22 protein-coding genes and 3 pseudogenes are annotated in these 23,219 nt (G+C 60.2%); 10 read left to right on the top strand and 15 right to left on the bottom strand.

From position 1 onward, the window contains the following. Positions 1-100 precede the first annotated feature (100 nt). Both OKW39_RS26410 and OKW39_RS26405 read left to right on the top strand, forming a co-directional pair. Positions 101-1,477 (top strand): IS4 family transposase, encoded by a 1,377-nt coding sequence (locus OKW39_RS26410; protein ID WP_429564029.1) that lies wholly within the window; start codon positions 101-103, stop codon positions 1,475-1,477. A 214-nt stretch (positions 1,478-1,691) separates the two neighbouring features. Further along, positions 1,692-3,086, top strand: a complete 1,395-nt coding sequence (locus OKW39_RS26405; protein WP_429564028.1) for a multidrug effflux MFS transporter — start codon at positions 1,692-1,694, stop codon at positions 3,084-3,086. On the opposite strand, the gene OKW39_RS26400 is transcribed toward OKW39_RS26405, so the two are convergent. Continuing rightward, positions 3,015-4,007, bottom strand: coding sequence for an AraC family transcriptional regulator (locus OKW39_RS26400; protein ID WP_429289925.1), 993 nt, complete (start codon positions 4,005-4,007; stop codon positions 3,015-3,017). The genes OKW39_RS26405 and OKW39_RS26400 overlap by 72 nt on opposite strands. A 115-nt stretch (positions 4,008-4,122) precedes the next feature. On the opposite strand from OKW39_RS26400, the gene OKW39_RS26395 reads away from it, so the two are divergent. The 3 genes from OKW39_RS26395 to OKW39_RS26385 all read left to right on the top strand — a co-directional run bounded on the left by OKW39_RS26395 (position 4,123) and on the right by OKW39_RS26385 (position 7,163). Then, a complete protein-coding gene (locus tag OKW39_RS26395) occupies positions 4,123-5,178 on the top strand; it encodes a 3-keto-5-aminohexanoate cleavage protein (RefSeq protein WP_429359586.1) in 1,056 nt (351 codons plus the stop codon). An 85-nt stretch (positions 5,179-5,263) separates the two neighbouring features. Beyond that, positions 5,264-6,196: a 3-keto-5-aminohexanoate cleavage protein gene (locus OKW39_RS26390; protein WP_429332366.1), complete on the top strand. Its 933-nt coding sequence runs from the start codon at positions 5,264-5,266 to the stop codon at positions 6,194-6,196. Between the two features lie 121 nt (positions 6,197-6,317). After that, positions 6,318-7,163 carry an SDR family oxidoreductase gene (locus OKW39_RS26385; RefSeq protein WP_429332365.1) on the top strand — a complete coding sequence of 282 codons (846 nt, stop codon included), beginning with the start codon at positions 6,318-6,320 and terminating at the stop codon, positions 7,161-7,163. A 380-nt stretch (positions 7,164-7,543) separates the two neighbouring features. Here OKW39_RS26385 and OKW39_RS26380 read toward each other — a convergent pair whose 3' ends face one another. Next, entirely contained in the window at positions 7,544-7,798 is a 255-nt protein-coding gene (locus tag OKW39_RS26380) for a DUF4148 domain-containing protein (RefSeq protein WP_429359590.1), read from the bottom strand. A gap of 234 nt (positions 7,799-8,032) precedes the next feature. Here OKW39_RS26380 and OKW39_RS26375 point away from each other — a divergent pair, with 234 nt between their 5' ends. From OKW39_RS26375 to OKW39_RS26365, 3 genes are read left to right on the top strand one after another with little or no spacing between them, the layout of a single operon-like run. Beyond that, positions 8,033-9,259 (top strand): tyrosine-type recombinase/integrase, encoded by a 1,227-nt coding sequence (locus OKW39_RS26375; RefSeq protein ID WP_429562523.1) that lies wholly within the window; start codon positions 8,033-8,035, stop codon positions 9,257-9,259. Next, positions 9,256-10,230: a tyrosine-type recombinase/integrase gene (locus OKW39_RS26370; protein ID WP_429564027.1), complete on the top strand. Its 975-nt coding sequence runs from the start codon at positions 9,256-9,258 to the stop codon at positions 10,228-10,230. The genes OKW39_RS26375 and OKW39_RS26370 overlap by 4 nt, the downstream gene beginning before the upstream one ends. Continuing rightward, a complete protein-coding gene (locus OKW39_RS26365) occupies positions 10,230-11,258 on the top strand; it encodes a tyrosine-type recombinase/integrase (RefSeq protein ID WP_429564026.1) in 1,029 nt (342 codons plus the stop codon). Before OKW39_RS26370 ends, OKW39_RS26365 begins: the two co-directional genes overlap by 1 nt. Before the next feature lie 38 nt (positions 11,259-11,296). On the opposite strand, the gene OKW39_RS26360 is transcribed toward OKW39_RS26365, so the two are convergent. Beyond that, a complete protein-coding gene (locus tag OKW39_RS26360) occupies positions 11,297-11,749 on the bottom strand; it encodes a hypothetical protein (RefSeq protein ID WP_429564289.1) in 453 nt (150 codons plus the stop codon). Here OKW39_RS26360 and OKW39_RS26355 point away from each other — a divergent pair. Beyond that, positions 11,696-12,061: a CcdB family protein gene (locus OKW39_RS26355; protein WP_429332364.1), complete on the top strand. Its 366-nt coding sequence runs from the start codon at positions 11,696-11,698 to the stop codon at positions 12,059-12,061. The two genes, OKW39_RS26360 and OKW39_RS26355, sit on opposite strands and share 54 nt — an antisense overlap. Positions 12,062-12,401: 340 nt before the next feature. Here the strand turns inward: OKW39_RS26355 and OKW39_RS26350 are convergent. From OKW39_RS26350 to OKW39_RS26330, 5 genes and pseudogenes are all read right to left on the bottom strand, one after another. Further along, positions 12,402-12,611, bottom strand: a pseudogene (locus tag OKW39_RS26350) (helix-turn-helix domain-containing protein); the annotation flags it as partial. A gap of 501 nt (positions 12,612-13,112) precedes the next feature. Next, on the bottom strand, positions 13,113-14,669 hold the full coding sequence (tnpC, locus tag OKW39_RS26345) for an IS66 family transposase (protein ID WP_429564025.1): 1,557 nt from the start codon (positions 14,667-14,669) through the stop codon (positions 13,113-13,115). 30 nt (positions 14,670-14,699) lie between these two features. After that, the gene (gene tnpB / locus OKW39_RS26340; protein WP_425199363.1) at positions 14,700-15,008 is read right to left on the bottom strand and encodes an IS66 family insertion sequence element accessory protein TnpB; all 309 of its coding nucleotides are present in this window, start codon (positions 15,006-15,008) and stop codon (positions 14,700-14,702) included. 32 nt (positions 15,009-15,040) lie between these two features. Then, positions 15,041-15,445, bottom strand: coding sequence for an IS66-like element accessory protein TnpA (gene tnpA / locus OKW39_RS26335; protein ID WP_429360657.1), 405 nt, complete (start codon positions 15,443-15,445; stop codon positions 15,041-15,043). Positions 15,446-15,521: 76 nt separating this feature from the next. Next, positions 15,522-15,716 (bottom strand): annotated as a pseudogene (locus OKW39_RS26330) (ISNCY family transposase); the annotation flags it as partial. 8 nt (positions 15,717-15,724) lie between these two features. Here OKW39_RS26330 and OKW39_RS26325 point away from each other — a divergent pair. Continuing rightward, positions 15,725-16,196, top strand: a pseudogene (locus OKW39_RS26325) (IS66 family transposase); the annotation flags it as partial. Between the two features lie 374 nt (positions 16,197-16,570). On the opposite strand, the gene OKW39_RS26320 reads toward OKW39_RS26325, so the two are convergent. From OKW39_RS26320 to OKW39_RS26290, 7 genes are read right to left on the bottom strand one after another with little or no spacing between them, the layout of a single operon-like run. After that, a complete protein-coding gene (locus OKW39_RS26320) occupies positions 16,571-17,728 on the bottom strand; it encodes a PLP-dependent aminotransferase family protein (protein WP_429564024.1) in 1,158 nt (385 codons plus the stop codon). 18 nt (positions 17,729-17,746) lie between these two features. Beyond that, positions 17,747-18,073 (bottom strand): hypothetical protein, encoded by a 327-nt coding sequence (locus OKW39_RS26315; RefSeq protein WP_429564023.1) that lies wholly within the window; start codon positions 18,071-18,073, stop codon positions 17,747-17,749. Continuing rightward, complete coding sequence (locus OKW39_RS26310) at positions 18,033-19,331, bottom strand: class I tRNA ligase family protein (protein ID WP_429564022.1); 1,299 nt, start codon at positions 19,329-19,331, stop codon at positions 18,033-18,035. The genes OKW39_RS26315 and OKW39_RS26310 overlap by 41 nt, the downstream gene beginning before the upstream one ends. 1 nt (position 19,332) lies before the next feature. Continuing rightward, entirely contained in the window at positions 19,333-19,668 is a 336-nt protein-coding gene (locus OKW39_RS26305; RefSeq protein WP_090811385.1) for a cupin domain-containing protein, read from the bottom strand. A gap of 16 nt (positions 19,669-19,684) precedes the next feature. After that, the gene (locus OKW39_RS26300) at positions 19,685-20,464 is read right to left on the bottom strand and encodes a phytanoyl-CoA dioxygenase family protein (protein WP_429332359.1); all 780 of its coding nucleotides are present in this window, start codon (positions 20,462-20,464) and stop codon (positions 19,685-19,687) included. Between the two features lie 40 nt (positions 20,465-20,504). Next, the gene (locus tag OKW39_RS26295; protein WP_429564021.1) at positions 20,505-21,746 is read right to left on the bottom strand and encodes an MFS transporter; all 1,242 of its coding nucleotides are present in this window, start codon (positions 21,744-21,746) and stop codon (positions 20,505-20,507) included. Between the two features lie 4 nt (positions 21,747-21,750). Then, positions 21,751-23,073, bottom strand: coding sequence for a lysine N(6)-hydroxylase/L-ornithine N(5)-oxygenase family protein (locus OKW39_RS26290; protein WP_429359604.1), 1,323 nt, complete (start codon positions 23,071-23,073; stop codon positions 21,751-21,753). Positions 23,074-23,219: the final 146 nt, after the last annotated feature.

The raw sequence follows: 23,219 nt of genomic DNA, 5'->3' as shown, positions 1-23,219 counted from the left end.
CGCGGGTAAGTGCTTGAAGAGAAAGGGAGGGGGCTGATCCAGGGATTGATACGATGGTTGTTACCAGGCAAACACCGTCTCATTCCAAAGATCAGCCCCCATGGATCGTAATGCACGAAGTCATCACAGGCAAACACGAAGCAGGGTTCAAAGCCGGGCGTGCAGGGCCCAGGCGGTAGACTACTTCAACATACTGACGAGCCCGGGGCTGTTGGGCATAACGGAAGCGTATTTGCCAGAACATCGGGAACGGCTGTATCCGCCGACGGTGACACTGTCGATGTTCATGCGCCAGGCGCTGGAAGAGGACGCCTCCTGTCAGAAGGCAGTCAACGGGTGGGCGGCGCAGCGAGCTGCCGACGGGCTGCGGCCCATGAGTGTGCGTACGGGAGGCTACTGCCGCGCTCGCCAGAGACTGCCGCTGACGATGGTGCGGGAGTTGGCGCGCGAGACGGGGCGCCAACTGCATGAGCAGGCCGAGCCTGCCTGGAAGTGGCGCGGGCGCCCGGTCAAGCTGGTTGACGGCACCGGGATCTCGATGCCCGATACGCCGTCGAACCAGGCCCGTTTCCCGCAGTCCAGTGCTCAGGCCGAAGGAGTGGGCTTTCCATTGGCCTATCTGGTTGCGGTGATCTGTCTGGCAAGCGGCGCAGTACTGGAGTCGGCGGTCGGAACTTACGCGGGCAAAGGCAGCGGGGAGCTGACGGCGTTTCGCATGCTGCAAGGCACGTTTCGCAAAGGTGACGTGATCGTCGCCGATGCCTTGTACTGCCACTACTTTCTGATGGCCTCAATGATCGCCGCCGGGGTGGACGTCGTGATGGAACAGCATGGGGCACGCCGCACCGACTTTCGGCGAGGCCGGTCCCTGGGCACGCGCGATCACATTGTGACGTGGCCCAAACCCCGGCAGCGTCCCGACTGGATGACGCATGAGCAGTACCAGGCCTTACCCGATGAACTGATGGTGCGCGAGTCCAGGCTGCATCACCGGGTGCTGGTCACCACGATGCTTGATGCACGCAAGACCAGCAAACAGGACCTCTCGCAGTTGTACGCCAGGCGCTGGAACGTGGAACTGGATCTACGTAACATCAAGACGACGATGGGCATGGATGTGCTGCATTGCCAGACTGCCCACATGAACGAAAAGGAGATCTGGGTCCATCTGCTGGCCTACAACGTGATTCGGCTGCTGATGGCTCAGGCCGCCAGTCACCATGCCACTGACCCGAGAACACTGAGTTTCAAACACACGGTGCAGTTATGGACTGAATGGCTGGCCAGAGGTCTGACGGCAACTCACAACCAGAGTCTCCTGTTCAACCTGATCACGCAGTCTTGCGTTGGGAGTCGCCCCGGTCGCATCGAACCACGAATGCGCAAACGAAGACCGAAGTCCTACCCATGGCTGAAAGAGCCTCGTCACATCGCACGTGAGCGCGTCCAAAAATATGGGCACGCTCCACGGGCTTAAGTAAGTGCCATTCGAACTAGGAGTCATACTGCCGGCGGCACGGCGCCATCTGTCGGCGTCGGACTGGGACAGGCTTCATTCCGGATTCGTCAAGACATGCGGTGGCAGCGCAAGAACGACAGGACGGTTTAAAAGTTTGAGCGTTGCCTTCTGCGCGGCCGCGCAAGACGGTACGAGCCGAGGGTTTGCGGCGAACCTCGATCTGGGCGGTTGAATGTCGACTCGAAACCAGACAGCGGAGATAGCAGAGCAGGAGCCTGGCACCGGGACGATCGTCGTACTCGTCGCGGGACTGTCCATGCTCGGTCAGTTTGCGATCGCCACGTATTTGCCCGCGTTTTCTGCCATGGCGCAGGCGCTACATGCCAGTCCGACGCAAATCCAGCAGTCGTTGTCAGCCTACCTGCTGCCATTCGCAATGATGATTCCCTGGCACGGCGCAATCTCCGACGCAACGGGCCGTCGCCGGATGATTCTGCTCGGCAACGCGCTGTTCACGGTCGGGTCGCTGATGTGCGCGGCCGCCCCAGGCATTTCGCTGCTTTATGCCGGACGGGCGCTGCAAGGCATGAGCGCCGGGGCCGGTGTAATTATCGGCCGGGCAATGGTGCGTGACGTCTTTCATGGGACCGACGCACAGAAAATCATGGCGCTGGTCGCGATGATCTTCGCGCTTGCGCCCGCGCTCGCGCCCGTCTGTGGCGGCTGGTTGCTGCTCTGGACCGGGTGGCGCGGCATCTTCATCTTCCTCGCGATACTGTCGGCATCGCTGCTGGTGATCAGCTGGTTTCTCGTGCCCGAGACCCTGCCGCCGTCCCGCCGCCACCCCTTGCATCCGGTTGCACTCGCGGGGGCCTACGCAACCCTGTTCGCGAACCCACGCTTCGTTGCGCTCGCATTCGCCAACGCGGCGGTCAATCTTGGCATCTACCTCTATGTGCTGGCTGCGCCAACCTTCGTGGTGAAGCATCTTGGCCTCGGCGCGCAGTCCTTCGGCTATCTTTTTGTGCCTATCGTGGTGGGCCTGATCGCCGGCGCGGCCATCGCACACCGTATCGCCGGGCAGGGCAGTCCGGTGCGTAGCGTGATGCTTGGCCATATGGTGATGATCGCCGCCGGCGTCATCAACATCGGCGTCAACGCGGTGCACGCATCGCCATTGCCGTGGAGTCTGGTGGCGCTGCCCATCTTTGCGGCCGGCATGATGATCACCCAGCCCAGTCTGCAAGTGATGGCTCTTGACTGTTTCCCGGAGCGGCGCGGGCTGGCGTCCAGCTGTTATGTCACCGTCCAGCAATTCGGAAACTTCCTGTCCTCCGCATTGCTCGTGCCGATACTGCTCGGCAGCACACTCTACATGGCTTTGGGCATGGCGATCTTGCAATGCCTGGGTTTGCTGATGTTCTGCATCGCAAGGCGTGAAGGGGGGATTGAGCGATCGCCAGTCAATGCAGCGGATTGTGGATCTGTCAACGATATGGCGTCGCCGGCGGCGACGGCCGCCGACTCCATTCCGCGAATTTCCGGGACAGGCCGGTCATTCGCGGCGCCACTTCGAGACACTGCAACCGAAGCGACCCGAGAACCATCTCGAAAAAGCGCTCAATGAAGCGAAGCCCAGCAGCGTCGCCACATCTGACAGCGGCCGTTCGCGGTTCTCAACGTATCGGGTCGCCAGATCGACCCGAACCGCATCGACGATGGTCGAGTAGCTGTGACCGTGATAGACCAGATGACGGTACATGGTCTTGCGGTCCACGCCAAGCTCCTGCGCCACACGTTCGGCTACGCACGCTCCTGTGGGCAGCAGCGCGAACACCAGCTTTCTGACTTTCTCGGGCATCGTCGCGTCCGACTGGGCCATTTTCGCATCGAGGAACTCCCGCGCATGAGGAGCCAAGGCCGGGTCATACGACATGATCGCTGCATCGAGATCCGCTTCGGCCAATACGAGGCCGTCGAAGTCCTGGTTGAACAGAACCGACGTACCGACAAACAAGCGCCGGTGGGTGGCCAGGCTGGCCGGCGCGCTGTGCGTAAAACAGATGCCGCGAGGCTTCCAGCCCGCTCCAAGGAGCTGCTTCAGTATCCGGTACATCACGCAAACGCCGAGCTCGACGGATTGCCGCAGCGATCCTCGCGCATCTATCAGTTCTTGACTGAAAATCGCCACGCCGTCCGCTTCCTCGATGCGCAAGACCAGCGATTCGTTGTGCAAGCCGAAATAGCGCACCAGCGAATTCAAGGCCTTGCGCAGCGTTGGTTCCTCGCGCAGGGCAATAGCCAGCGGTCCAAGGTTCTCCAGTTGACGGGTCTCGGCCATGCGTAGTCCGAAGTCCTCGACGCCCGCAACCTGGGCGGACTCTTCGAGCAGGCGCCTGACGGATTTCGCCGCGATCTTGATGTCCGGATCCAGTAACGCCGATTTGCTGATGCCGACCTTGCGCAACTGCCGATAGGGATCCAGACCGGAAGCGCGTGCAACCTCGACATAGTTCGTCAGGGTTGAGCTTCTCAGCAGGTTCAGCATAGAGGGTCTCCACGTATGCCCCAAAATGTAAAATCGATGCCCCGGAATGTCAAGTTGGCGCTCTCTCCTTCGCGGATACTTTGTCCCATCCGCCGTACCCATCGAGGAGACACAAATGCAATTTCTAGACGATTCCCTGCACCCGGAAAACATGGACAAAGTGGTCATTACGGTGGCCCCGTATGGACCCGAGTGGATGCCGGAAGACTTCCCGGAAGACATTCCGGTGACCATGCAAGAACAGATCGACAAGGCCGTGGAATGCTACGAAGCCGGCGCCACCGTGCTGCACCTGCACGTACGTGAACCCGACGGCAAGGGCTCCAAGCGCCTGTCCATGTTCAATGAACTGATCGCCGGCGTGCGCAAGGCGGTGCCCGACATGATCATCCAGGTCGGAGGCTCCATTTCATTCGCGCCGGAAGACGAGGGCCAGGCCGCCAAGTGGCTGTCGGACGATACCCGTCACGCGTTGGCCGATCTTGACCCGAAGCCGGACCAGGTGACCGTGGCGATCAATACCATCCAGATGAACATCATGGAATTGATCTACCCGGAATACTATAAAGGCACCTCGCTCGACAAGCCGGCTGTGATCGAGGCCTACAGTGAAATGATTGTTCCCGCCGGCCCGGCATGGGTGGAAGAGCACCTGCGCCGCCTGCAGAAAGCCGGCATCCAGCCGCATTTCCAACTGGTCGGCATGCATGCGCTTGAATCGCTGGACCGTCTGGTGCGTCGCGGTGTCTACACGGGTCCGCTGAACCTGACCTGCATCGGCATCGGCGGCGGTCATCATGGCCCGCATCCGTACAATCTGTTCGACTTCATCCAGCGTGCACCGGACGGCTGCACGATTACCGCCGAATCGCTGTTCAAGAACGTGCTTCCGTGGAACACGATGGCGCTGGCCATGGGCCTGCACGCCCGCTGCGGCATCGAGGACACCCTGATCGACCAGCACGGCAAGCGCATGACCTCGGTGCAGCAGGTTCGGCAAACCGTGCGCATCGCCCAGGAACTGGGCCGCGAGATCGCCAACGGCAAGGAAGCAAAGAGAATCTACCGCATCGGCACCTGGTACAAAGCGGCCGACGAAACCCTGGCCGCCAACGGCATGACGCCGAACCGCAAACCGGGTGAGAAAAACGTTCCGCTGCGCGCTGCGTGACGTCAGACGTGCGAGTTCATCCCGACGGTGCCGGCGTGGTGCGCCGGCACCTGCGGCTCCGTCTTCACGCTAATAGAAGGCGGACATGACACTCCAGAACAAAGTCATCATCACCTGCGCCGTGACGGGCGCGATCCATACTCCTTCAATGTCGCCTTACCTGCCGGTGACGCCCGAGGAGATCACCGACGCGGCGGTCGAGGCCTGCGAGGCAGGCGCAGCCATCGTCCATCTGCATGCGCGCGATCCACAGACGGGCAAACCTGATCAGCGTCCGGAGGCCTTCACGCCCTTCCTGAAATCGATCAAGCAGCGAAGTCCCGCCATCCTCAACCTGACTACAGGCGGCTCGCCCTACATGGCGGTGCAGGAGCGCATGCAGCCGGCCAAACTGTTCAAGCCCGAAATCGCCTCGATGAATATGGGCACCATGAATTTCGGACTTTTTCCCATGCTTAACCGCTTCAACGAGTTCAAGCACGAGTGGGAGCGTCCTTACCTGGAAGGCAGCAAGGAGCTGATCTTCCGCAACACCTACGGTGACCTGGAAACCGTGTTCAAGGAACTGGGCCCGAACAACACGCGCTATGAGTTCGAGTGCTACGACACGGCGCATCTGTACAACGTTGCACATTTCGCCGAGCGCGGCCTGATCAAAGCGCCTTTCTTCATCCAGACAGTGTTCGGCATCCTCGGCGGCATCGGTGCACACCCGGACGACGTGATGCATATGAAGCGCACCGCCGACCGCCTGTTCGGCGGGGAATATCACTGGTCGGTGCTCGGTGCCGGCGCGAGCCAGATGAAAATCGCGGCGATGGCGGCTTCCATGGGTGGCCATGTGCGCGTGGGGCTGGAAGACAGTCTATGGCTGGGTAAAGGCAAGCTTGCCAAAAGCAATGCCGAGCAGGTGAGGAAGGTGCGCCAGATTCTCGAAGGACTGGGCCTGGAGGTCGCCACGCCCGATGAAGCGCGCGAAATTTTGCAGCTCAAGGGCGCGGACCAGCTCGCGCTTTGATGGATCTGAGGACAATGCACCCACCTCAGTACACAAGCTGCATGGAAGGTACACGTGACGCGGTCCACGTCCGCCACTTCGTCGCAGCGCAATCAATCATGGGACTGATCGGGAAGAGTCAATGAACAAATATGTACTGGTCACCGGAACATCCACAGGCATCGGCTACGACGCCGCGCGCGAACTGATCGCCAACGGCTGTCACGTCTTTGGCAGCGTACGCAGCGTCGAGGATGGCGAACGGGTAGGTCATGCGCTGGGCGACGGCTTTAGTCCGCTCGTCTTTGACGTGACCGACGAAGACGCCATCGCTGCGGCCGTCGCAACGGTCGAAGCTATGGTTGGCTCACACGGTTTGACGGGTCTGGTCAACAACGCGGGGATCGCGCCTGTCGGACCGTTGATGCACATGCCGGTCAGCGATTTCAAGCGTCTCCTCGATATCAACGTTACAGGTGTCTTGCGCGTCACCCAGGCGTTTCTGCCGTTGCTCGGTGCCAAACGGGGATCCGCCCATCCGCCGGGGCGCATCGTGAACGTCAGTTCGAATGCCGGCTGCGTCGCCACACCCATGGCTGTGGCCTATTCCACATCGAAGTTTGCGGTGGAAGCGATGACTGATGGCTTGCGTCGAGAGCTGTCAATTTACGGAATTCATGTGGCGGCGATCGAACCCGGTCCGATTCGCACCCCCATCTGGGATAAGGCCCGTCGGTCCGACCTGTATTCACGCTACGCCGCCACCGATTTTTCTGCGGCGATGGAGGCGATGGAAAAAGTCGGGAACGTGGCGGCGATCCGTGGGCAGCCGGTGGAGACGGTCAGCGCGGTCATTCGCGACGCATTGCTCAAACCGAGGCCGAAGGCGCGTTATCCGCTCAATCCGATGTGGCATATCAGCAAGTTCCTGCCCACCCGTCTGTTGGACAAGGCATTGTGCCGGAGATTTAACCTGCGGACTGGTTAGACTCTGCCGCATTAACGCCTGATGGAAGACATTTGGGCCACTAAGCGTTTTGCGGCGCGACAGGACATCTAGCGGGAATCCGCGCGAAATGAGCGGCCAGGACCGGGGCGCCCCCGTCTTGGAAAGCAGGCAGAAACCGAGCGGCTGCGCCGAGAATACTCAACGGTGCGACCACTCGCGCGCGCTGGCGCCCCGTCCGGAGATCCGTGCGACTTCAAGCCTCGATTCGGGCGGCCCTCTCGCGATACGGGAGCCGGAATTGAAAAGCGAAAAGGACCCGCGGCAACTGAACTGGCGAGCCGCAGCGCCCTGAAACGAAGTCGCACGTACACCCTCGAGAGGCCGGGAAGCCAGCCTTCACCGACTATCCGACGAGTCGGCTACTGCTGAATCGGCGCTGTCTCGGCGCGTCGTTGCGCGACGAGGCGCCCAGCAGATAGAGCATTGTCGGGGTAGTAGTACCATTCTTGCGGATTGAAACCGGCGGCAAACCACTCGTTAAGTTCGGCGATTACCTGAGCGCGTGCTTTGGGGGCCGATGGATCATACGATTGCATTGAGGGTTGCCCATACGCCGAGGCCACAGACGACGCACCGAGCAGCGCAATCAGCGCCGGGCGAGAGTAGGTGTTCATGACATGAGCCTCGAAAAGGGGGAGACCGTTTTATTTTAGGCGGTCCCTGCCGAAACGCACCCCCAATTGTCAGCCAGAAACCTCTGACTTATGCGTCAACGGCCTATGTGCAGCACGTCGTTATGTGCAGTCGGCCGCCGCGGCCACGGTCCACTGGGGCCTTGAGGCCGCAGTGCTACACATAACTGGAACGAGCTACTGTGATTCTTCCGTTCACTTGAATGGGAGATTCACATGCTGGAATTTCTCTTTCCCCGCGATTGGCCGCGCTATGCCGCCGGCCCGCAAGGACCGCTAGTCCGCAATTTTGCGGCGTGGGTCGTCGAGCGCGGCTACACGCGCATTTGTGCGAAACGCCACGTCCACCGTTTCCGTGAGGTTCTTACCTATAACCATGTCGCGGCTGCCACCAGCCTCCCGATTACCTCGACTGCGCTGTCCCGCTGGTTCGCACCCTGGTCGCATGAGACGCTGTACCGCGCCACGCAGCGAGCGGCAGCACGCTTCCTTACCGATCGAGGCCTCTTCGTTCCGGTCGCAAAGCCCGGCCGATTCGACCCACTCGTTTCGCAATACCGTTCGCACCTCATTGACCTGCGTGGACTGTCTTCTTCCACGGTTGAGCAGCACCTGAGCACGGTTACCGGCTTCCTGGCGAGCGTCTGTTCGGGGCGCAGGCGCCTTGCAAGCGTTAGATCTGACGATGTCGAGCGCTTTATTGATCAAACCAGCAAGCGTTTTTGCCGTCAGAGTCTTCAGCATACGGTTGCACACCTTCGTGCCTTTCTGAGCTTCTGCGCCGATCGAGGCTACACGAGGAATCGGCTCGACGTCATCGACACGCCCCGTACCTATCGCGGAGAACTTCCACCACGGGCGCTCAATTGGAGGACGGTATGCAAGCTCCTTCATTCGATCGACCGTTCGAGTGTTGAGGGTTGCCGTGATCACGCGATTCTCTACCTGATGGCCTACTACGGCTTGCGCCCAGCAGAAGTTGCTGGCTTGAGGCCCGACTCGATTGACTGGGAGAAGAACACTCTGCGGGTAGACCAGTGCAAGACCCGGTCGGTATTAATCCTGCCGCTGAACGGCCGAACGCGGCGCGTGCTCGAGCGCTATCTACGCCGTCGCCCGCCATTGACGAGCACGCGTCAGTTATTCCTGAGAGTGCGGTGCCCGGCTGGCCCGATCAAGGCTGCAACCGTCGACGACATCTACGCCAAGCGCGCACGGCTCAGTGGTTTGCCCATTCGGCAGACCAGCCCCTACTGCCTGCGGCATAGCTTCGCCATGCGCTTGCTCGAGCGAGGCGTCGGCGTGAAGACGATCGGCGATCTGCTTGGTCACGACTGCCTTGAGAGCACGTGCGTCTATCTTCGCCTGCATGTGGAAGCGCTGCGACACGTCGCCTTACCCGTCCCTTGTTGTGGCCACGCCTCGAGGAAGGAGGCATCATGAACGACCATATCGCGTCAACTGCGCTCGATCCGGTCATCAGGCGATATCTTGCGCACCGTCGAGCGCTAGGACGTCAATACAACATGCAGGAGCGTACCCTGCACTCGCTGACGGACTTTCTCGTCCAGGCTGGCGAATCGGAGCTGAGCAGCAGGCTGTTCGAATCGTGGTGCAAGACCTTCGATTCCCTCACCTCGAACGTGCGCCGCGCCCGTCAAGTTGCCGTGCGCAATTTCTGCCTCTACAGGCAACGTAGCGAACCCCGATGTTTCGTGCCGGACATCAACCGGTTTGCGCGACCGCAACCGCACGCCGCACCAATTATCCTGACTCCAGCACAGATCGGCCAATTACTTGAACTTGCGGCCACGCGCGCGGCCACGGCGACATCGCCCCTTCGACCGTATGTCCTGCGCCTGGCGCTTGTACTGCTGTACACGGCCGGGCTGAGGCGAAGGGAGTTGTTACGGTTGACGCTGGCCGATGTGGACGCACACGCTGGAGTTCTGCGCGTACGGGAATCGAAGTTTCACAAATCGCGGTGGGTTCCGCTTTCGTGTGGTGCCCGGCGGGAACTACGCCGCTACCTCGTGCGCCGCCTCGCCACCCCGCTCGACACCTCGCCGTCGTCACCACTACTTTGCAATTTGAGCCATGGTCTACGAGGCTACACTGGAACAGGATTGCGTCGCGGCATCATGGAACTGTTGCATGAGGCCGGAATACGCGATGTCGACGGACGGGTTCCCCGCATTCATGACTTTAGGCACTCCTTTGCAATTGGGGCACTAATGCGATGGTATCGACAGGGCGCGGACGTCCAGTCCAACCTGCCAAAGCTCGCACTTTACATGGGTCACGTCTCAATCGTCTCGACGGCCTACTATTTGCGCTGGATTCCGGAGCTCCGGGATCTGGCCAGTAATCGGTTCGCCAAGCGATTTGGTTATCTTGTCCAAGGAGAGCAGTGATGAAACGGCGCTCTTATTCCGACGAACTCGGTCGGGCCCTTGTCCGATTTTTCCAGAATTATCTGCCTACGTTGCGAGGGATGAGTCGGCACACAATTCATAGCTATCGCGACACGCTGGTACTCCTGCTGAGATTTCTCAGTGCGATGCGACACTGTGGGATTGAACGCCTGGACCTTGCGGCGATCACTGCTGACTCGGTCGGGCAGTTCCTGACATCTCTCGAGCGAGACCGGCACAACGGCATTGCGACGCGCAATGCCCGGCTTGCCGCGATTCATACGTTCGCGCGGTTCCTGGCAACTGAATTTCCTGAACATCTTGCGGCGTCGCAGGCAATCCTCGGCATTCCATTCAAACACGGCGCCCAGTCAGCGCCGATCGAATATCTCGAGGAGGGCGAGGTCGAGGCGCTGCTTAGTTCGGTCGATCGAACGACCGCCGCCGGACGACGTGATTACGCATTGCTCTCACTCATGTTTAATACCGGAGCAAGAGTGCAGGAGGTACTCGACCTTCGTCTGTGCGACCTGCGCGTCCAGCGGCCGTGCCAGGTCAGATTGCAAGGCAAGGGAAACAAGGTGCGCGTCTGCCCGATCTGGCCGCAGACTGCCAGGTTGCTGCAGCGACTCGTTGAAGAGCGACCGTATCCCCTTGACGTGAAAGCGGCACTGTTTGTCAACAATCGCGGCGACAAGCTCACGCGCTTCGGCGTTTATTACCTGCTTCGCAAGCATCTGGTCACCGCCGAAGCGGTCGCGCCTACCCTCCGGGAGAAACGTATCCACCCACACTCTCTTAGGCATACGACTGCGGTCAGCATGCTAAAGTCGGGCGTGGACTTCCCAACGATTAGCCAATGGCTTGGTCACGCGAGTCTCGATACAACGATGCGCTATTCGAAAGCAGACATCGACATGAAGCGCCAAGCGCTTCTGCAAGTGTTCCCCGACATATTAACGACGGTGCCAACTGACCGCCGAACCTTTGAACGCTTGCCGACTATCGACTGGTTGAAGCGCCTCTGATAATTATGTGGAGTCCGCGTCCTGCCAACCGGCCGTCACTATGCCTCGACCGACCGAACTCCACATAACGGAGCACTGCACATAGATCGATTAACGTTATGCAAAACGTTAATTGACGACTTGAGGTACGTGCCCGCGACCCATCGGGCCAAGCGATTGCCTGCTTCAACCACGTGCAGGGTCTGTGCGCTCGCAAGCTGTCCGTCCAGGACGCGCAACACCGCCGCGGTCGCGCCATGCGGGCCGAGATGGAAGCCCCCGTCTGCAATCGCGTGGCGAATCGCAATTTCGAGGTGCGCTTCCGCATCCCGGTAAAAGACCTCACTAGCGCATCCGTAGCCCAGCTTCCCCAAGCAATAGGACAGGTAGACGGCGCGCGTCAGTTCGTCCATCGACGTCAGCGTCCCGCCCGTGCCGCGGCATGTAGCTAGCGCCAGATGGTAGCCGAGCGAGATCGAGCAAACATGCTTCGCCGACAACGGCAGAAGCATTGTCTTCGGGAGGTGCGTCCGCATTCGCGGACTGCCGGAACGGCGGGAACGGGGCATCGGGAGGTGAGCGTCCTAACAGGATGCGGAAATACCCGCGTCGTCGTACCGCTAATTCAGGCTGATGCTTTTCCGCCCGGGAAGCTCCCGGCGGACTTCACGCCATCATTCGATATCGGCGGCATCCGGTGCATCCTGCATCCGGCGTTTGTCGCGGCCGTGCCCTTAAGCGAACTGGGGCCGAAGACCGGTTCGCTTGTCGAACACCGTGACCGGATCACGGCCGCGCTGGATCGCCTCCTGGGCGCTTACTGATTATTCTGGACGGTAGACACGCCGGGGCAGGACGTTCCCGCTATCTCAGGCGGGCATAGCAGAGTCGCCGAGCTGCGCCGTCTAGCTTGTCGAGAAGTGTGGCAGCGTGCGACCACGGTATTTATGCAACGGGCTGTTGCACAAATTCCCAAAGGCGAAAGGCTTGCGCGCGCATGTACGCATGTATTTGAGGCCGCCGGGCGAGAACCCGCGCATGTTGGGAAACACTGCCTCGAGATCGCGCGCGAGCCGCTCGACGGCACTGGCACCCTCAGCCTGGTTCCTTCTGCAGGTCGAGGATGTACCGTCTGATCTCCCTGTACAGTGTGACCAGCTCACCGTTTGCGCTGGCCATGGCGCGCCGCCCTGACACGAGTCCTTGCGGCCCGTGTTCACGCAGCCGGCCGACAAGACTACCGATTTGCCGCGTCGTCAGCCCAAGTCGCTCCGCAGCCCGCCACGGTGTGAGCACGCCATCGGCAACATCCTGAATCACTTTGTACCTGTCCAGTTCGCGCATCGTCATCGTGATCCGTTCGGTCGCAGCCATCGCAGCCTCCAGCGCCGAGGTACCGGCCGCTGGTCAGCTTACGCGCCACGGAAGCGGACATTTGAACTTGGCCAGAATCGGACATTACTAAAAAGCCGTCACATCAATCACAAAATTTGTCGAGGCCAGATTGAAATGTCGGGGTTCCAGCAAGATACAGATGTCGGGGTTGAGGGTCGGTTTTGGGTGGTGGGTTAGGGTCGTTTTGCAGTCCTTTTATCTCTCTCTGGAGGGGTTTTTAGCACCGAGCCTCCCGGGTTCTGGTGTGTCCCCATGACTGTCGCATTCCAGTCCTCGAGCGTCACTTCGCGCGGCTTCCTCGTGCCAGGCAGCCGCGCCTTCGTACGCACCGGTTCACTGCGGTTCGTGCGTGACGGTGAGCCGGATATCCGGCGGTTGTCGCGCTGCGCCTGCAGTGCCTGGGCTACCTTCAGCGCAGTAAGCACCTCGCGACGGCCGTCCGCAACGCGGCGCCCGCGTGAGGCATGATCGGGAATCGGGTTACGTGTCAGCAGACGCCGATGGGCCAGACTGCCGAGGCAGCTTCGTGGCCACGTTCCAGGGCAACAGTTCGTCGATGCGGTTAATGGGGTGGTCAGCGATATGGGTCAGGACGTATTCGAGGTAGGCGCGCGGGTTGATCCCGTTGAGCTTGCATGTGCCGATCAGACCGTACATCGCGGCTGCCCGCTCGCCTCCGCTGTCGGAGCCGGCGAACAGGAAGTTCTTGCGGCCCAGACTCACACAGCGCAGCGCGTTTTCGGCCAGGGCGTTGCTGATCTCAGCACGACCCTCTTCGCAGTACAGCGCGAGCGCGTCCCACTGGTTGAGCGAGTAACGGATCGCTTTGGCCAGTTCGGATTTCTTCGACAGCGTTGCGAGCTTGTCCGTCATCCACGTCTTGATGGTCGCGAGCAGCGGCACGCTTTTCTCCTGCCGCACGCACAGCCGTTCGGCGGTTGGTTTGCCACGGATGTCGGCCTCGATGCCGTAGAGTTCGCCGATCAGTTCGAGCACCTCTCGGGTCGCCTCGGTAGGCGTTCGGGCATGCACGTCGTAGAGGTACCGTCTCGCGTGGTCCCAGCATGCAGCTTCACGGATCTTGCCGCTCTCGTACAGTTCGTTGAAGCCACTGTAGGCGTCGGCCTGCAGGATGCCCTCGAATCCAGCAAGATGGGTCTGGGGGTGGATGCCTTTGCGGTCCGGCGAGTAAGCAAACCACACCGCGGCCGGTTCGGTCGAGCCCGAACGGGTGTCATCGCGCACATACACCCACAGGCGCCCAGTCTTCGTCTTCTTCTTGCCCGGCTCGAGCACCGGGATAGGCGTGTCATCCGCGTGCAGCTTCGACGGTGCCACCGTGTGGCGGCGAAGCGCCTCGGTCAGCGGCACGCAAAGGGCCTCGCACTGGCCGACCCAGCGTCCCATGCTGGCCGGATCCAGCTTCACGCCGTCGCGCGCGGCAATCTGCGACTGCCGGTACAACGGCGCGTGGTCAGCGTACTTCGAGACGAGGATGTCGGCCAGCAGGCTCGGATGGGCAATGCTGCGCGTGATCGGCAGGCCGGGCATGGACGGCTGCGAGAAGTGGTGGCCGCACGGACAGACCGTCTTGCGCCGGATCGTGCGGATCACCTTGAACATTGCCGCGACGCGGGCGAGCTGCTCGGACACGTCTTCTCCGAGCGGCTGCATGGCGCTGCCGCACTTCGGGCAGGTCGCGTCGGCGTCGAGTACGCGTTCTTCGCGTGGCAGATGCGGCGGCAGCGCTTCTTTCGGCGATGCGTTGCCCACAGGCGTGCTCGCGCTTGATTGGCGGGCGCGCCGCACATCAGAGACGCCGCGCTCGCCCGTCAAGTCCTCGAGCGCGGTTTCGAGCCGTGCAACCTCCCGGTCCAACTGCTCGGACTTGCGCCCGAATTGCATACGCCTAAGCTTGTCGAGCTGCGCCTTGAGCTGCTCGATCTCCAGATCGCGCTCGGCAAGCTGGGCACGAGCCTCGACCAGCAAGGCCCGCAGGGTTGCAACATCGTCAGGAAGTTCGGCGCCGTTCGACATGCGGCGCAGTTTACGAGTCTTCTGCTCGGTTTACAACATCGACAGTGCAGCGGTGCGACGCGGCTGCCGCCAATCGATGCCTTCGAGCAACATCGACAATTGCGCCGCCGTCAGATGGACCTTGCCGCCATCGGCCTGCGGCCAGACGAAGCGACCACGCTCAAGCCGCTTCGCAAGAAGCCAGAGCCCGTCCTCGCTCGCCCACAGAACCTTCACAAGATCGCCGCGCCGTCCCCGGAAGATGAACACGTTGCCACCCAGCGGATTGTCCTCGAGCGCCGTCTGCACCTTTGCCGCCAGCCCCTGGAACCCGCAGCGCATGTCGGTGACGCCTGCCACCAGCCAGACGCGTGTACCCGTGGGTAGAGAGATCACGATCGCATGCTCCCCAGTACGACCCGTAGCGTATCGGCGTCGACGATGCCGTCCACCTTGACTACCAGGTCACCGAACCGGATCTCGATTGTCCCGGCTCGTGTAGTCCGGTTGCCGACGGCCCCTGCATCCGAGGGCATCGTCACGCGCTGCGGCGGCGTTTCATGGACCACCGCCACGGGAATCAGCGACGTCGTTTCCGCCTGCAATTGCTCGCGATAGCGACGCCGCCAGGTGAACAGCATATTTGCATTGATGCCATTGTCCCGCGCCAGCTTCGCGACCGATGCACCGGGCTCGCATGCAGCGGCCGCAAGACGGCGTCGAAATTCGCGATCATAATTCGGGCGCCCCTTGCGGCTACCCGACTTGGCTTCCGACTCTGTCACAGTGATGTCCATCAAATCGAAAATGATGGGCACCACTTTGATGTCGCTTCTCGCCGTCGTCTACGACGGTCGTCGTGAGGTGCTTACTCAGCGCATCACCAAGACGCTTGTGCTCCACCACCGCGCCCTGGTCGATCTCGGCAAGCTTGTCGTACTGGACACAGGGCAACGCGACACCATCGGCGCGGATCTCGAGGCGTCCGTCCGGACACTCCCACACGTCGATATAGCGGTGAATCAGCCTGCGGTTGGCCGGCGTATCGTCAAGCAGCCAGATCACGCGACAGCAGCACGAAGACCGGCCGGCTCTGGGTGTATGTGCGCGATGATCGGCCCAGTGGCTCCGTCGAAGCTCCGGCGGTCTGGTTTGCCTATACACCGGATCGTCGCGGCGAACATCCGCAGCGGCATCTTGCCAACTTCAAGGGCGTGCTACAGGCAGACGCGTTCGCGGGCTATGCGGAGCTGTACGTGGGCGGTCAGATTCAGGAGGCAGCATGCATGGCGCACGCACGTCGAAAGCTGCACGATCTGCACGCTGTCCGGCCATCGTCGATCACCGGCGAAGCACTAAAGCGTATTGGCGCACTCTATCGCATCGAAGAGCACATTCGAGGCAAGCCGCCCGAAGAGCGACGGCGCATCCGCCAGGCACACGCCGTTGCGCTGCTTGATGACATGAAGCGGTGGGTTCGAGGCGACGCTTCTCACACTCTCAGCGAAATCGGACACCACCAAAGCGATCCAGTACTCGTTGAATCGCGATACCGCTGATGCAGAGATAGCGTATCAGCACGACCGCGATCGACACGATCAGCAGTTTTCTCACTTGCTCTCCTGTTTCGATTTTGGTCGGAATCCCATACCGTTTACATCGGGTAGGTCTTGATGTTGATATCGGCTGCAGAGCGATGACGTGCTGATCGTACAGAACGCACAGGAATTGACTGGTTCCGAGACACGCGCGAAGGGGGTGTCTGCCTATATAACGGACGGATCCTGAGCGAAATCAGTGACCTGGTGCCATGCCGAAAAGCGCTCGTCGACTTGTTTGCGGTAGAGGGCGGCACAGTGGATGTCTTCGCTCGGCCTACGCTTGTACATCTCGCACCGACTATCCGTAGTACTTGGCATTCTCTAGCCACGCCGCTTAAAGCGCGTCGATCTCAGAAGGCTCGCATGCGCATCGTCTATCTGAGCCAAGCCGCGCTCTATCAAACGCGGCTGGAGATAACTGAAGCTTAAGCGTACACGGGCTGCACCGCTCGGCCCATGGTGCTTTCCTTCGACGAGTTTCACATTGTGCTTCCGGCGCACCTCGCCGACCAATTCGGCGGAATCGACGCCTTCGGCAAGCGAGACCCAGAACGAAAATCCACCACTCGGAATCTCGTAATCCGGTTCGCAGAATCGGCAGGCCTGTAACAGCCTATGCATTGCGTCGCGCTTGCTCCGGTAGTGCGTCCTTAGGTGTTCGACGTGAGCGTCCAAAGACGACGACTGCAATAAGGCGAGCGCCATATTGCTGACAATGGGACTCACACCTCCATCGCATTTCAGGTGGGCCAGGCGGTCGACAATTTCCGGCTCGGCCAGCACCCAGCCTACGCGAAGCCCGGGGCCTGAGATTTTGGAGAAGCTATGCACATTGATGATGTTACCGCCCGCCTGCAGAATCTCGGGTGACGCGCCATCATAGGGCAACTCGCTATAAACCAGGTCCTGCACCAGCCGCACGCCGTTGCGGGACAGTAGAGCCTCCACCTCGACCATATGCCGGTGTGCAAAGTATCGTCCAGTCGGATTGTGGAACGCCGGAGTGGTGTAGTACAACTTGGCTCGCCCCTTTGCGTGCAGCAATGCTTGTTCGAGCAGATCGAGGTCGACACCCGAGGAATCCGCACCTACTTGAACCACCGTCGCGCCCGCAATAGAGAAAATGCGCAACGCCCCGAGATAGGACGGGTCCTCGGTCAGCACGACGTCTCCTGGGTCGATAAAAGCATCGGCGAGCAGTTGCAGGGCTTGTGAAGCGCCGTTCGTCAGAATGACATTGCCACGCGCCATCCGGTACCTTTGGCCAAGCTGTCCGCGCAGTTCGGGAAGGCCATAGGCGTCGGTGTACTGCGGTAGGTCGGAGATGCTGACGCCCGTCTCGACGGTAAGCGGGTCCGGCCATTGCAGGCGGGCGAACGTCAAAGGATCGGGAAGCCCATAGGCGAAGTTGACTGTGTCCTTGCCTGAGGTGTAGTCGAATACCCCATAACTGAGCGAAGTGCGACTGCGCATCGACATGACTGGCTCCGTCGTTGGTTACGCGGCATCGACGGCGCGCTGGAAGCGCGATTGATATTGGCGGATGAACGAGTCGGCAATCGGCATTCCGAACGGCGGAAATTCGGCCGTTGCTCTGGGAGGCGTAGCCAATAGCGTAGCGTTTGCGCCGAGTGCCGGTGTCCAATTCTCGCCAAAGAACACGTTTCCATAGCGTTCGGCCAGCACTGGCATCACGGGATGGAGCATGCTCAGAAAGACGGATACGTGCACCGGCCGCCACGTTTCCGGGCTCGTGCCGAAGCCCGTCGCGACGAAGTATTCGTCAATCAGATCGAGGGCGTTCCAGAAGCGTACCTGGTCCATCGCGGTGATATAACGTTGGACTATGTCGTCGTGCGCCGCGCGTAAGACCGCTTCCATCGACATTCGCCGAGTGCAGTGAATCGCGGCGGAGGGCGCTTTCCCACGCAAGGATGTGCGAAGCCGACCGGATCAGTTCGCCGATCTGGAAATCGTTATTGTTGGTGCCGAACGGCTTGGCAATCCGAGCGAGCGCATAGCGCAACACACTCGGGTCGACCTGCCGGGATACTTCATCTGCCCAGAGTGCATGGTCGCGGCTGGTCGAGAATTTCTCGCCCTCCAATTTATAGAAGTCCTGGATCGAATGATTTGCCGGAAGCGGGTAGCCGCGCGCAAGCAGGCTGCCAGTCACGCCGATGGTGTAGTAGAAGCGGTTATCTTGGCCCATGAAAAACAGGAGGCGTGTATCGGGGTCGCGCATCACGGTATCGTAGTTGACCTCGTCGCGCGCGCACTGCAAGCGGATCCCCGTCTCGAAACACCAAAGCCCTTCGAACCACGTCATCAACGTTTGCCCCGCAATCTTCGCGGGTGCTTCAAGTGTCACACCCCGGTCGAAAATGCGCGACATAGGCAGCGGCCGCAATTCGTCACGCAACCATGCACGCGCTTTACGCTGGATCGTTTGATCCCATTCACTCCTTTTGATCGCATCGTCAAGCATGGCTGCCATGCGAGGGACGTCGAAAACCGCCTGTTCGATAGGGCGAAGCGATAGCGGTTTGCCGCACGACGTGTGGACTGGCGCTCGCAACTTCGAGTGCTGTTGCGCCAAACCGCAGTTTTCGCACAAGTTGCTGTCGGTGGACGCATCGCACGCGGGGCAGAGGCCGACGGCAAGCGAATCGGCCACGAACTCGTCACAGTTTTCGCAGTAGAGTTGATGGCCATCACGCACATCAATGTAGCCTGCAGCTTCCAGCTCGCGAAAGATCTTCAGACTGTTCTGCTTGTGCGTAGCGTCCGTTGTTCTGATGAAGACATCGGGCTCGATGTGCATTGCCCGCAAGCAATCCATTATCTCGTCGATATGCAACTGCGCGACTTCGTCAATCGGACGACCGAGCTTGCGCGCCTTCACTACCGTATAGGTGCCATGCTCGTCCGCACCTGTGACATGGTAGGCGCGGTGACCTCTCATGCGTTGAAAGCGAACGAAAAGATCGGTGAGCAGATAGACCCCGCCAATATGGCCGAGATGCAGCTTGCCGTTCGGGCAGGGCGGTGCGGGGCAAACGAAAAAAGTGCGTGTGGTCACGTTAGTCCCACCATATCGATAGAAATTTCAGGCTCGCTGCCGGATCGGCATTGCGAATCGCGTGCTCCTGATTCGGCTCGATATAGAGCAGCGTTGAATCTGCGACTGGCCGCGCCTGACCATTCACCTCGAAGACTCCCTTGCCTGAAATGAGTACCCACAGTTCATGCTCGGAATGGGAGTGCAGATTGACAGCGCCCGCCGGCACGACCTCAACAATCGACGTGCCGAACGCTGTTGTCAGGCCAGCGGGCAGATGTTCGAGCAGCCGGCAAACAAGAACGCCGTATTCCGGCCGCATCATGGATGGGTCAATCTGCTTTGTGTACACGCACATCCTCCGCTGAATTACATTAGGTGCGATAGAAAATGCCATTTGGCGGCTTCAGATCGTGGATATCCGATTCCTTTCCTTCGGGTGGGTTGTAGGCACGCTTCAGTTTGTTGTATTCCGTACGCGTGGGGCCACCAGTCGAGGCGCGCTGGAACGCCAGATAGAGCACGCGGCGCGAACGGTTACTTTTGTTGGGCTGCGAATAGTGCGGCGCGTAGTCGTCGAAGACGAAGATGTCGCCGGCCTTCCAGGGCACGGGTTCCCACTTGAACGTCTCGGCCACTTCCGGATGAATCACGCCGCCGGCGTCCATCGGGAACACACCTTTCTGATGGTTGCCCGGACTGAAGAACAGGCCGCCGTTGTCCGGATCGGAATCGTCGATGCCGATGGCGACCACGGCATGAACCATGCGTTCAGGAATTTTGTGCGGGATGTGATAGATGTCCTGATGCGGACGGTAGCCGCCGCTGTCCGGGTACTTGAAGATGAGCAGTTCCTTGAGCATGCGGGTATCTTCATCGAGAAGCGATTCGACAGCCGTCTGGATGCGCTTGTCGGCCAGCAACAGGTCGCGCAGCTCATTGTTGAAGTCTAAAAAGTTCTCTACCTTTGAAACGATCCTGCGGTCGTCCTCGGTCTTCTCGAACCACATCATCCATTTGTTGTCGCTGATTTCCCAGCGCGAAACATCGTTGACCAGAGCAGAAATTTTTTCGCGGGTGACCGGATCGAAAAAGCCCTCTACTTTTAGATATCCATCTTCGTGCCACTTGGATTTTTGCGTTTCATTCAGCATACGAACCACCTCGTTAAAGAACGGAGTTTTCAAGGAGAAGTCAGGCGGCGAAATGCGCCTTCATTCGCATGACGCCGAGTAGCACGACATTGGCGAGTACGGTGCCTAGCAGGGCGACGAGCATTGCATCGGCGCCGAAAACGTGAATCAGAACGCCACATAGGGAAGGGCATCCGAACAGACCGATGAAATAGGCAAGCGTAAAGATTTGCGAAGTCACCGGCACCGATACGCCGTGGTCTCCGGCGAGGTTCACGGCCATGCCGTTCAGGGTCGAGTAGCTCAGTCCGTAGCCCGTGGCGAACAGCGCGGTAGCGACGATATAAAGCGTCGTGCTGCCGTGGTTCAACAGGAACAGTACGAGCGAGGCGCCGGTCAGCAAAAACAATGCGTGCGCCAGTCGCGCGGGCTTGATGCGTCCCATGGTTCTCGCGAGCGACAAGCGCAGTGCCACGCTGATTATCGTGAACGTCAGGAAGAACAGGTCTGGCCTGAGGTTACGCGAGACGGCATAGGGTGTCTGGTAAGTCGCCAGCCCGGCGAAGACACAGGCTGCCAGTGCGATCATTGCGATCGGCACTGCTGTTCGTGCCCTGAGCAGGGCCAACGTGTCTGTCGCGGTAATGGCCACGCGCGTCATCGGTAAACAGGACCTATCCCTCATCGCCTCGCCGGCGATCTTGACGCAGACTGCCGCCACCGCGCATGCCGCAGCGAACAGAAGGTAGGCCAGCGCGATCGAGCCGGTATGTTGGGCGATCAGGCGGCTCAAAGGCGCCGCCATGCCCAGGCCGGCCATTTGCGTCCCGGAGACGAAGGTCAGGTACTGGATACGCGCGTTGGGGCACAGATGATGGATGATTTGCAGCGGCGCGAGTATGAAGAACACGGACCACCCAGCGCCCAACAGCAAACCGCCTGCATAGACGGCACGAATGTCCATTGGCGCAGCGGCGAAGCAGAGCATGCTGCCTGCCATGACGAGCGAGGCCAGCGCGATGGTCGGCATGACACCGATACGCTGGGCTATGCGCCCAGCCACGCAGCAGCAGATCATGGTCGAGACCATGCCGCTCGAAATCACGGCGCCGGCGACACCGCTCTTCATGCCCAGGGATTGCAGGTACTCGGGCAGGAGAAAACTCGTCCCGTACGAAGCGGCGATCACCAGTGACGCGATCAGAAACGGAATGAACGCCCGTAATTGGAGGGATGCCGGCAAGTGCTCGGCGTGTGAGATCGCACGCTCGCCAGTCGATAGATAAATGGAGGAGCCAGTCATGCGCTTACGCCACTGCCGGTTGACGCGAGGCCTGAGGGGCGTCGCACAGTATCGACCCTGCTTCAGTCTCCTGATCCTCAATGCTGTCGAGCAGTTGCCGGTCCGGAACATCCGGATAGAACGCACGACCTAGCAGGCTGTTGATGATGCGACTGTTCCTGTACGCGACCAGTGAAAGATTGACGCTTTGCAGGCCGTGCTGCACGCGGCTTTGGTTTTGCAGATACACGGGACCGGGCATTGGCGCATCGAAGCGCACGGCGTAATCGGGATCGAGCGTTGGCAGACCGTCTTCACGGCTTGCGCCGTCGAGCAGCTTCTGAACGAATGGCAAATGGCGCGGCTGAAAACCGGTTGCCAGGATGATTCTGTCCGCGCTTATGCCGTTGCGCTGCGACGTGACGAGCGAGGTCAACCCGATATGCCATCGACCGCTGCGGCGGGTGATCTCGTCCATCGTCACCGAAGGCAACAGACGAAAGCAGTCGGCTAGCGTGCCATGGACGCTGCGTTCGTACAACGCTTCATAGAGCCGGTTGCACAGGCTGGCGGAGATGCCGTCGCTGGTGAGCTTTTCGCTTTCGACGATGGCCCGGCGCTGCTGGATCGGCAGCGTGTGAAAGCGTTGGCTATAACTGGGCATGTATGCTTCATTGACAAATGCGTTGTCGTCCATCGCAAACAGATTGGCGCGCGACGTCGCCCAAGTGATCTTGTCGGGACCTGACTCGGTCAGCATGTGCTCGACGACTTCCGCGCCGCTCTGCCCGCCGCCTACCACCAGCACATGTTCGTCTTCGCTGAACGGTTTCCGGTTAAGGTAGTCGTCTACGTGATAGACCGTCTCGCCAACCACCTGCCGCGCACATGCCGGCACCTTGGGTTCGACGCCGACCCCGACCACTACCGCGCGCGCATGATAGGTGCGCGCGGTAGTGGTCACGCAATAGCCCTTATTGCAAGGCCTGATATCGATCACCTCCTCGCCGAATCGAAGCGTGTCCAGGCATTGCGCGACCCATTGGTAATAGTGGGTGAACTCACGTCGCGACGTGCTGTTTCCACCTTTATTCACGAAACTGTACAGGCGTCGATGTACAGCGAGATAGTTGAGAAATGAATATGGGCTTGTGGGATTCACCAGGGTCACACAATCCTTGAGCGGCGACACCTGGAGTTGACTTTGGGGCAGCATGAGCCCCGGATGCCAGGAGAATTTTATGCGCTTCTCAAAGAAGAGCGCTCGCAAACCGGTGGGCTGAATGAGCGCCGCGAGGCTTAGATTGAACGGTCCGATACCAATACCGATGACGTCTAGCATGTCCATAGGAACTTGTTCCGCCGTTAGAGGGGAATTGGCCAACCGAGATAGTGCAGCGCAATTCCCGTGGACTAAGGTTGAGGCGGTGGTGCCGGCGTACTGCGTAGCCGATGCCCGCTGCAGGAAAACGAAAGCCATAGATGACGATCGCT

Origin of the sequence: Paraburkholderia sp. MM6662-R1 (assembly GCF_050436245.1) — a bacterium.
Taxonomy (GTDB): domain Bacteria; phylum Pseudomonadota; class Gammaproteobacteria; order Burkholderiales; family Burkholderiaceae; genus Paraburkholderia; species Paraburkholderia tuberum.
Note: the sequence above shows the minus strand (reverse complement) of the source record. Positions and strands in the feature narration are given on the sequence as shown.

Excerpts from the sequence above, each read along its gene's own strand:
- OKW39_RS26390 (WP_429332366.1), top strand. The coding sequence starts at position 5,264 with ATGACACTCCAGAACAAAGTCATCATCACCTGCGCCGTGACGGGCGCG.
- OKW39_RS26370 (WP_429564027.1), top strand. The coding sequence starts at position 9,256 with ATGAACGACCATATCGCGTCAACTGCGCTCGATCCGGTCATCAGGCGA.
- OKW39_RS26380 (WP_429359590.1), bottom strand. The coding sequence starts at position 7,798 with ATGAACACCTACTCTCGCCCGGCGCTGATTGCGCTGCTCGGTGCGTCG.
- OKW39_RS26365 (WP_429564026.1), top strand. The coding sequence starts at position 10,230 with ATGAAACGGCGCTCTTATTCCGACGAACTCGGTCGGGCCCTTGTCCGA.
- OKW39_RS26295 (WP_429564021.1), bottom strand. The coding sequence starts at position 21,746 with ATGACTGGCTCCTCCATTTATCTATCGACTGGCGAGCGTGCGATCTCA.
- OKW39_RS26395 (WP_429359586.1), top strand. The coding sequence starts at position 4,123 with ATGCAATTTCTAGACGATTCCCTGCACCCGGAAAACATGGACAAAGTG.
- OKW39_RS26300 (WP_429332359.1), bottom strand. The coding sequence starts at position 20,464 with ATGCTGAATGAAACGCAAAAATCCAAGTGGCACGAAGATGGATATCTA.
- OKW39_RS26360 (WP_429564289.1), bottom strand. The coding sequence starts at position 11,749 with ATGCTTCTGCCGTTGTCGGCGAAGCATGTTTGCTCGATCTCGCTCGGC.
- tnpC (WP_429564025.1), bottom strand. The coding sequence starts at position 14,669 with ATGTCGAACGGCGCCGAACTTCCTGACGATGTTGCAACCCTGCGGGCC.
- OKW39_RS26405 (WP_429564028.1), top strand. The coding sequence starts at position 1,692 with ATGTCGACTCGAAACCAGACAGCGGAGATAGCAGAGCAGGAGCCTGGC.
- OKW39_RS26315 (WP_429564023.1), bottom strand. The coding sequence starts at position 18,073 with ATGGACCAGGTACGCTTCTGGAACGCCCTCGATCTGATTGACGAATAC.
- OKW39_RS26410 (WP_429564029.1), top strand. The coding sequence starts at position 101 with ATGGATCGTAATGCACGAAGTCATCACAGGCAAACACGAAGCAGGGTT.
- OKW39_RS26320 (WP_429564024.1), bottom strand. The coding sequence starts at position 17,728 with ATGTCGATGCGCAGTCGCACTTCGCTCAGTTATGGGGTATTCGACTAC.
- OKW39_RS26375 (WP_429562523.1), top strand. The coding sequence starts at position 8,033 with ATGCTGGAATTTCTCTTTCCCCGCGATTGGCCGCGCTATGCCGCCGGC.
- OKW39_RS26355 (WP_429332364.1), top strand. The coding sequence starts at position 11,696 with ATGGTAGCCGAGCGAGATCGAGCAAACATGCTTCGCCGACAACGGCAG.
- OKW39_RS26305 (WP_090811385.1), bottom strand. The coding sequence starts at position 19,668 with ATGTGCGTGTACACAAAGCAGATTGACCCATCCATGATGCGGCCGGAA.
- OKW39_RS26385 (WP_429332365.1), top strand. The coding sequence starts at position 6,318 with ATGAACAAATATGTACTGGTCACCGGAACATCCACAGGCATCGGCTAC.
- OKW39_RS26400 (WP_429289925.1), bottom strand. The coding sequence starts at position 4,007 with ATGCTGAACCTGCTGAGAAGCTCAACCCTGACGAACTATGTCGAGGTT.
- tnpA (WP_429360657.1), bottom strand. The coding sequence starts at position 15,445 with ATGGACATCACTGTGACAGAGTCGGAAGCCAAGTCGGGTAGCCGCAAG.
- OKW39_RS26290 (WP_429359604.1), bottom strand. The coding sequence starts at position 23,073 with ATGGACATGCTAGACGTCATCGGTATTGGTATCGGACCGTTCAATCTA.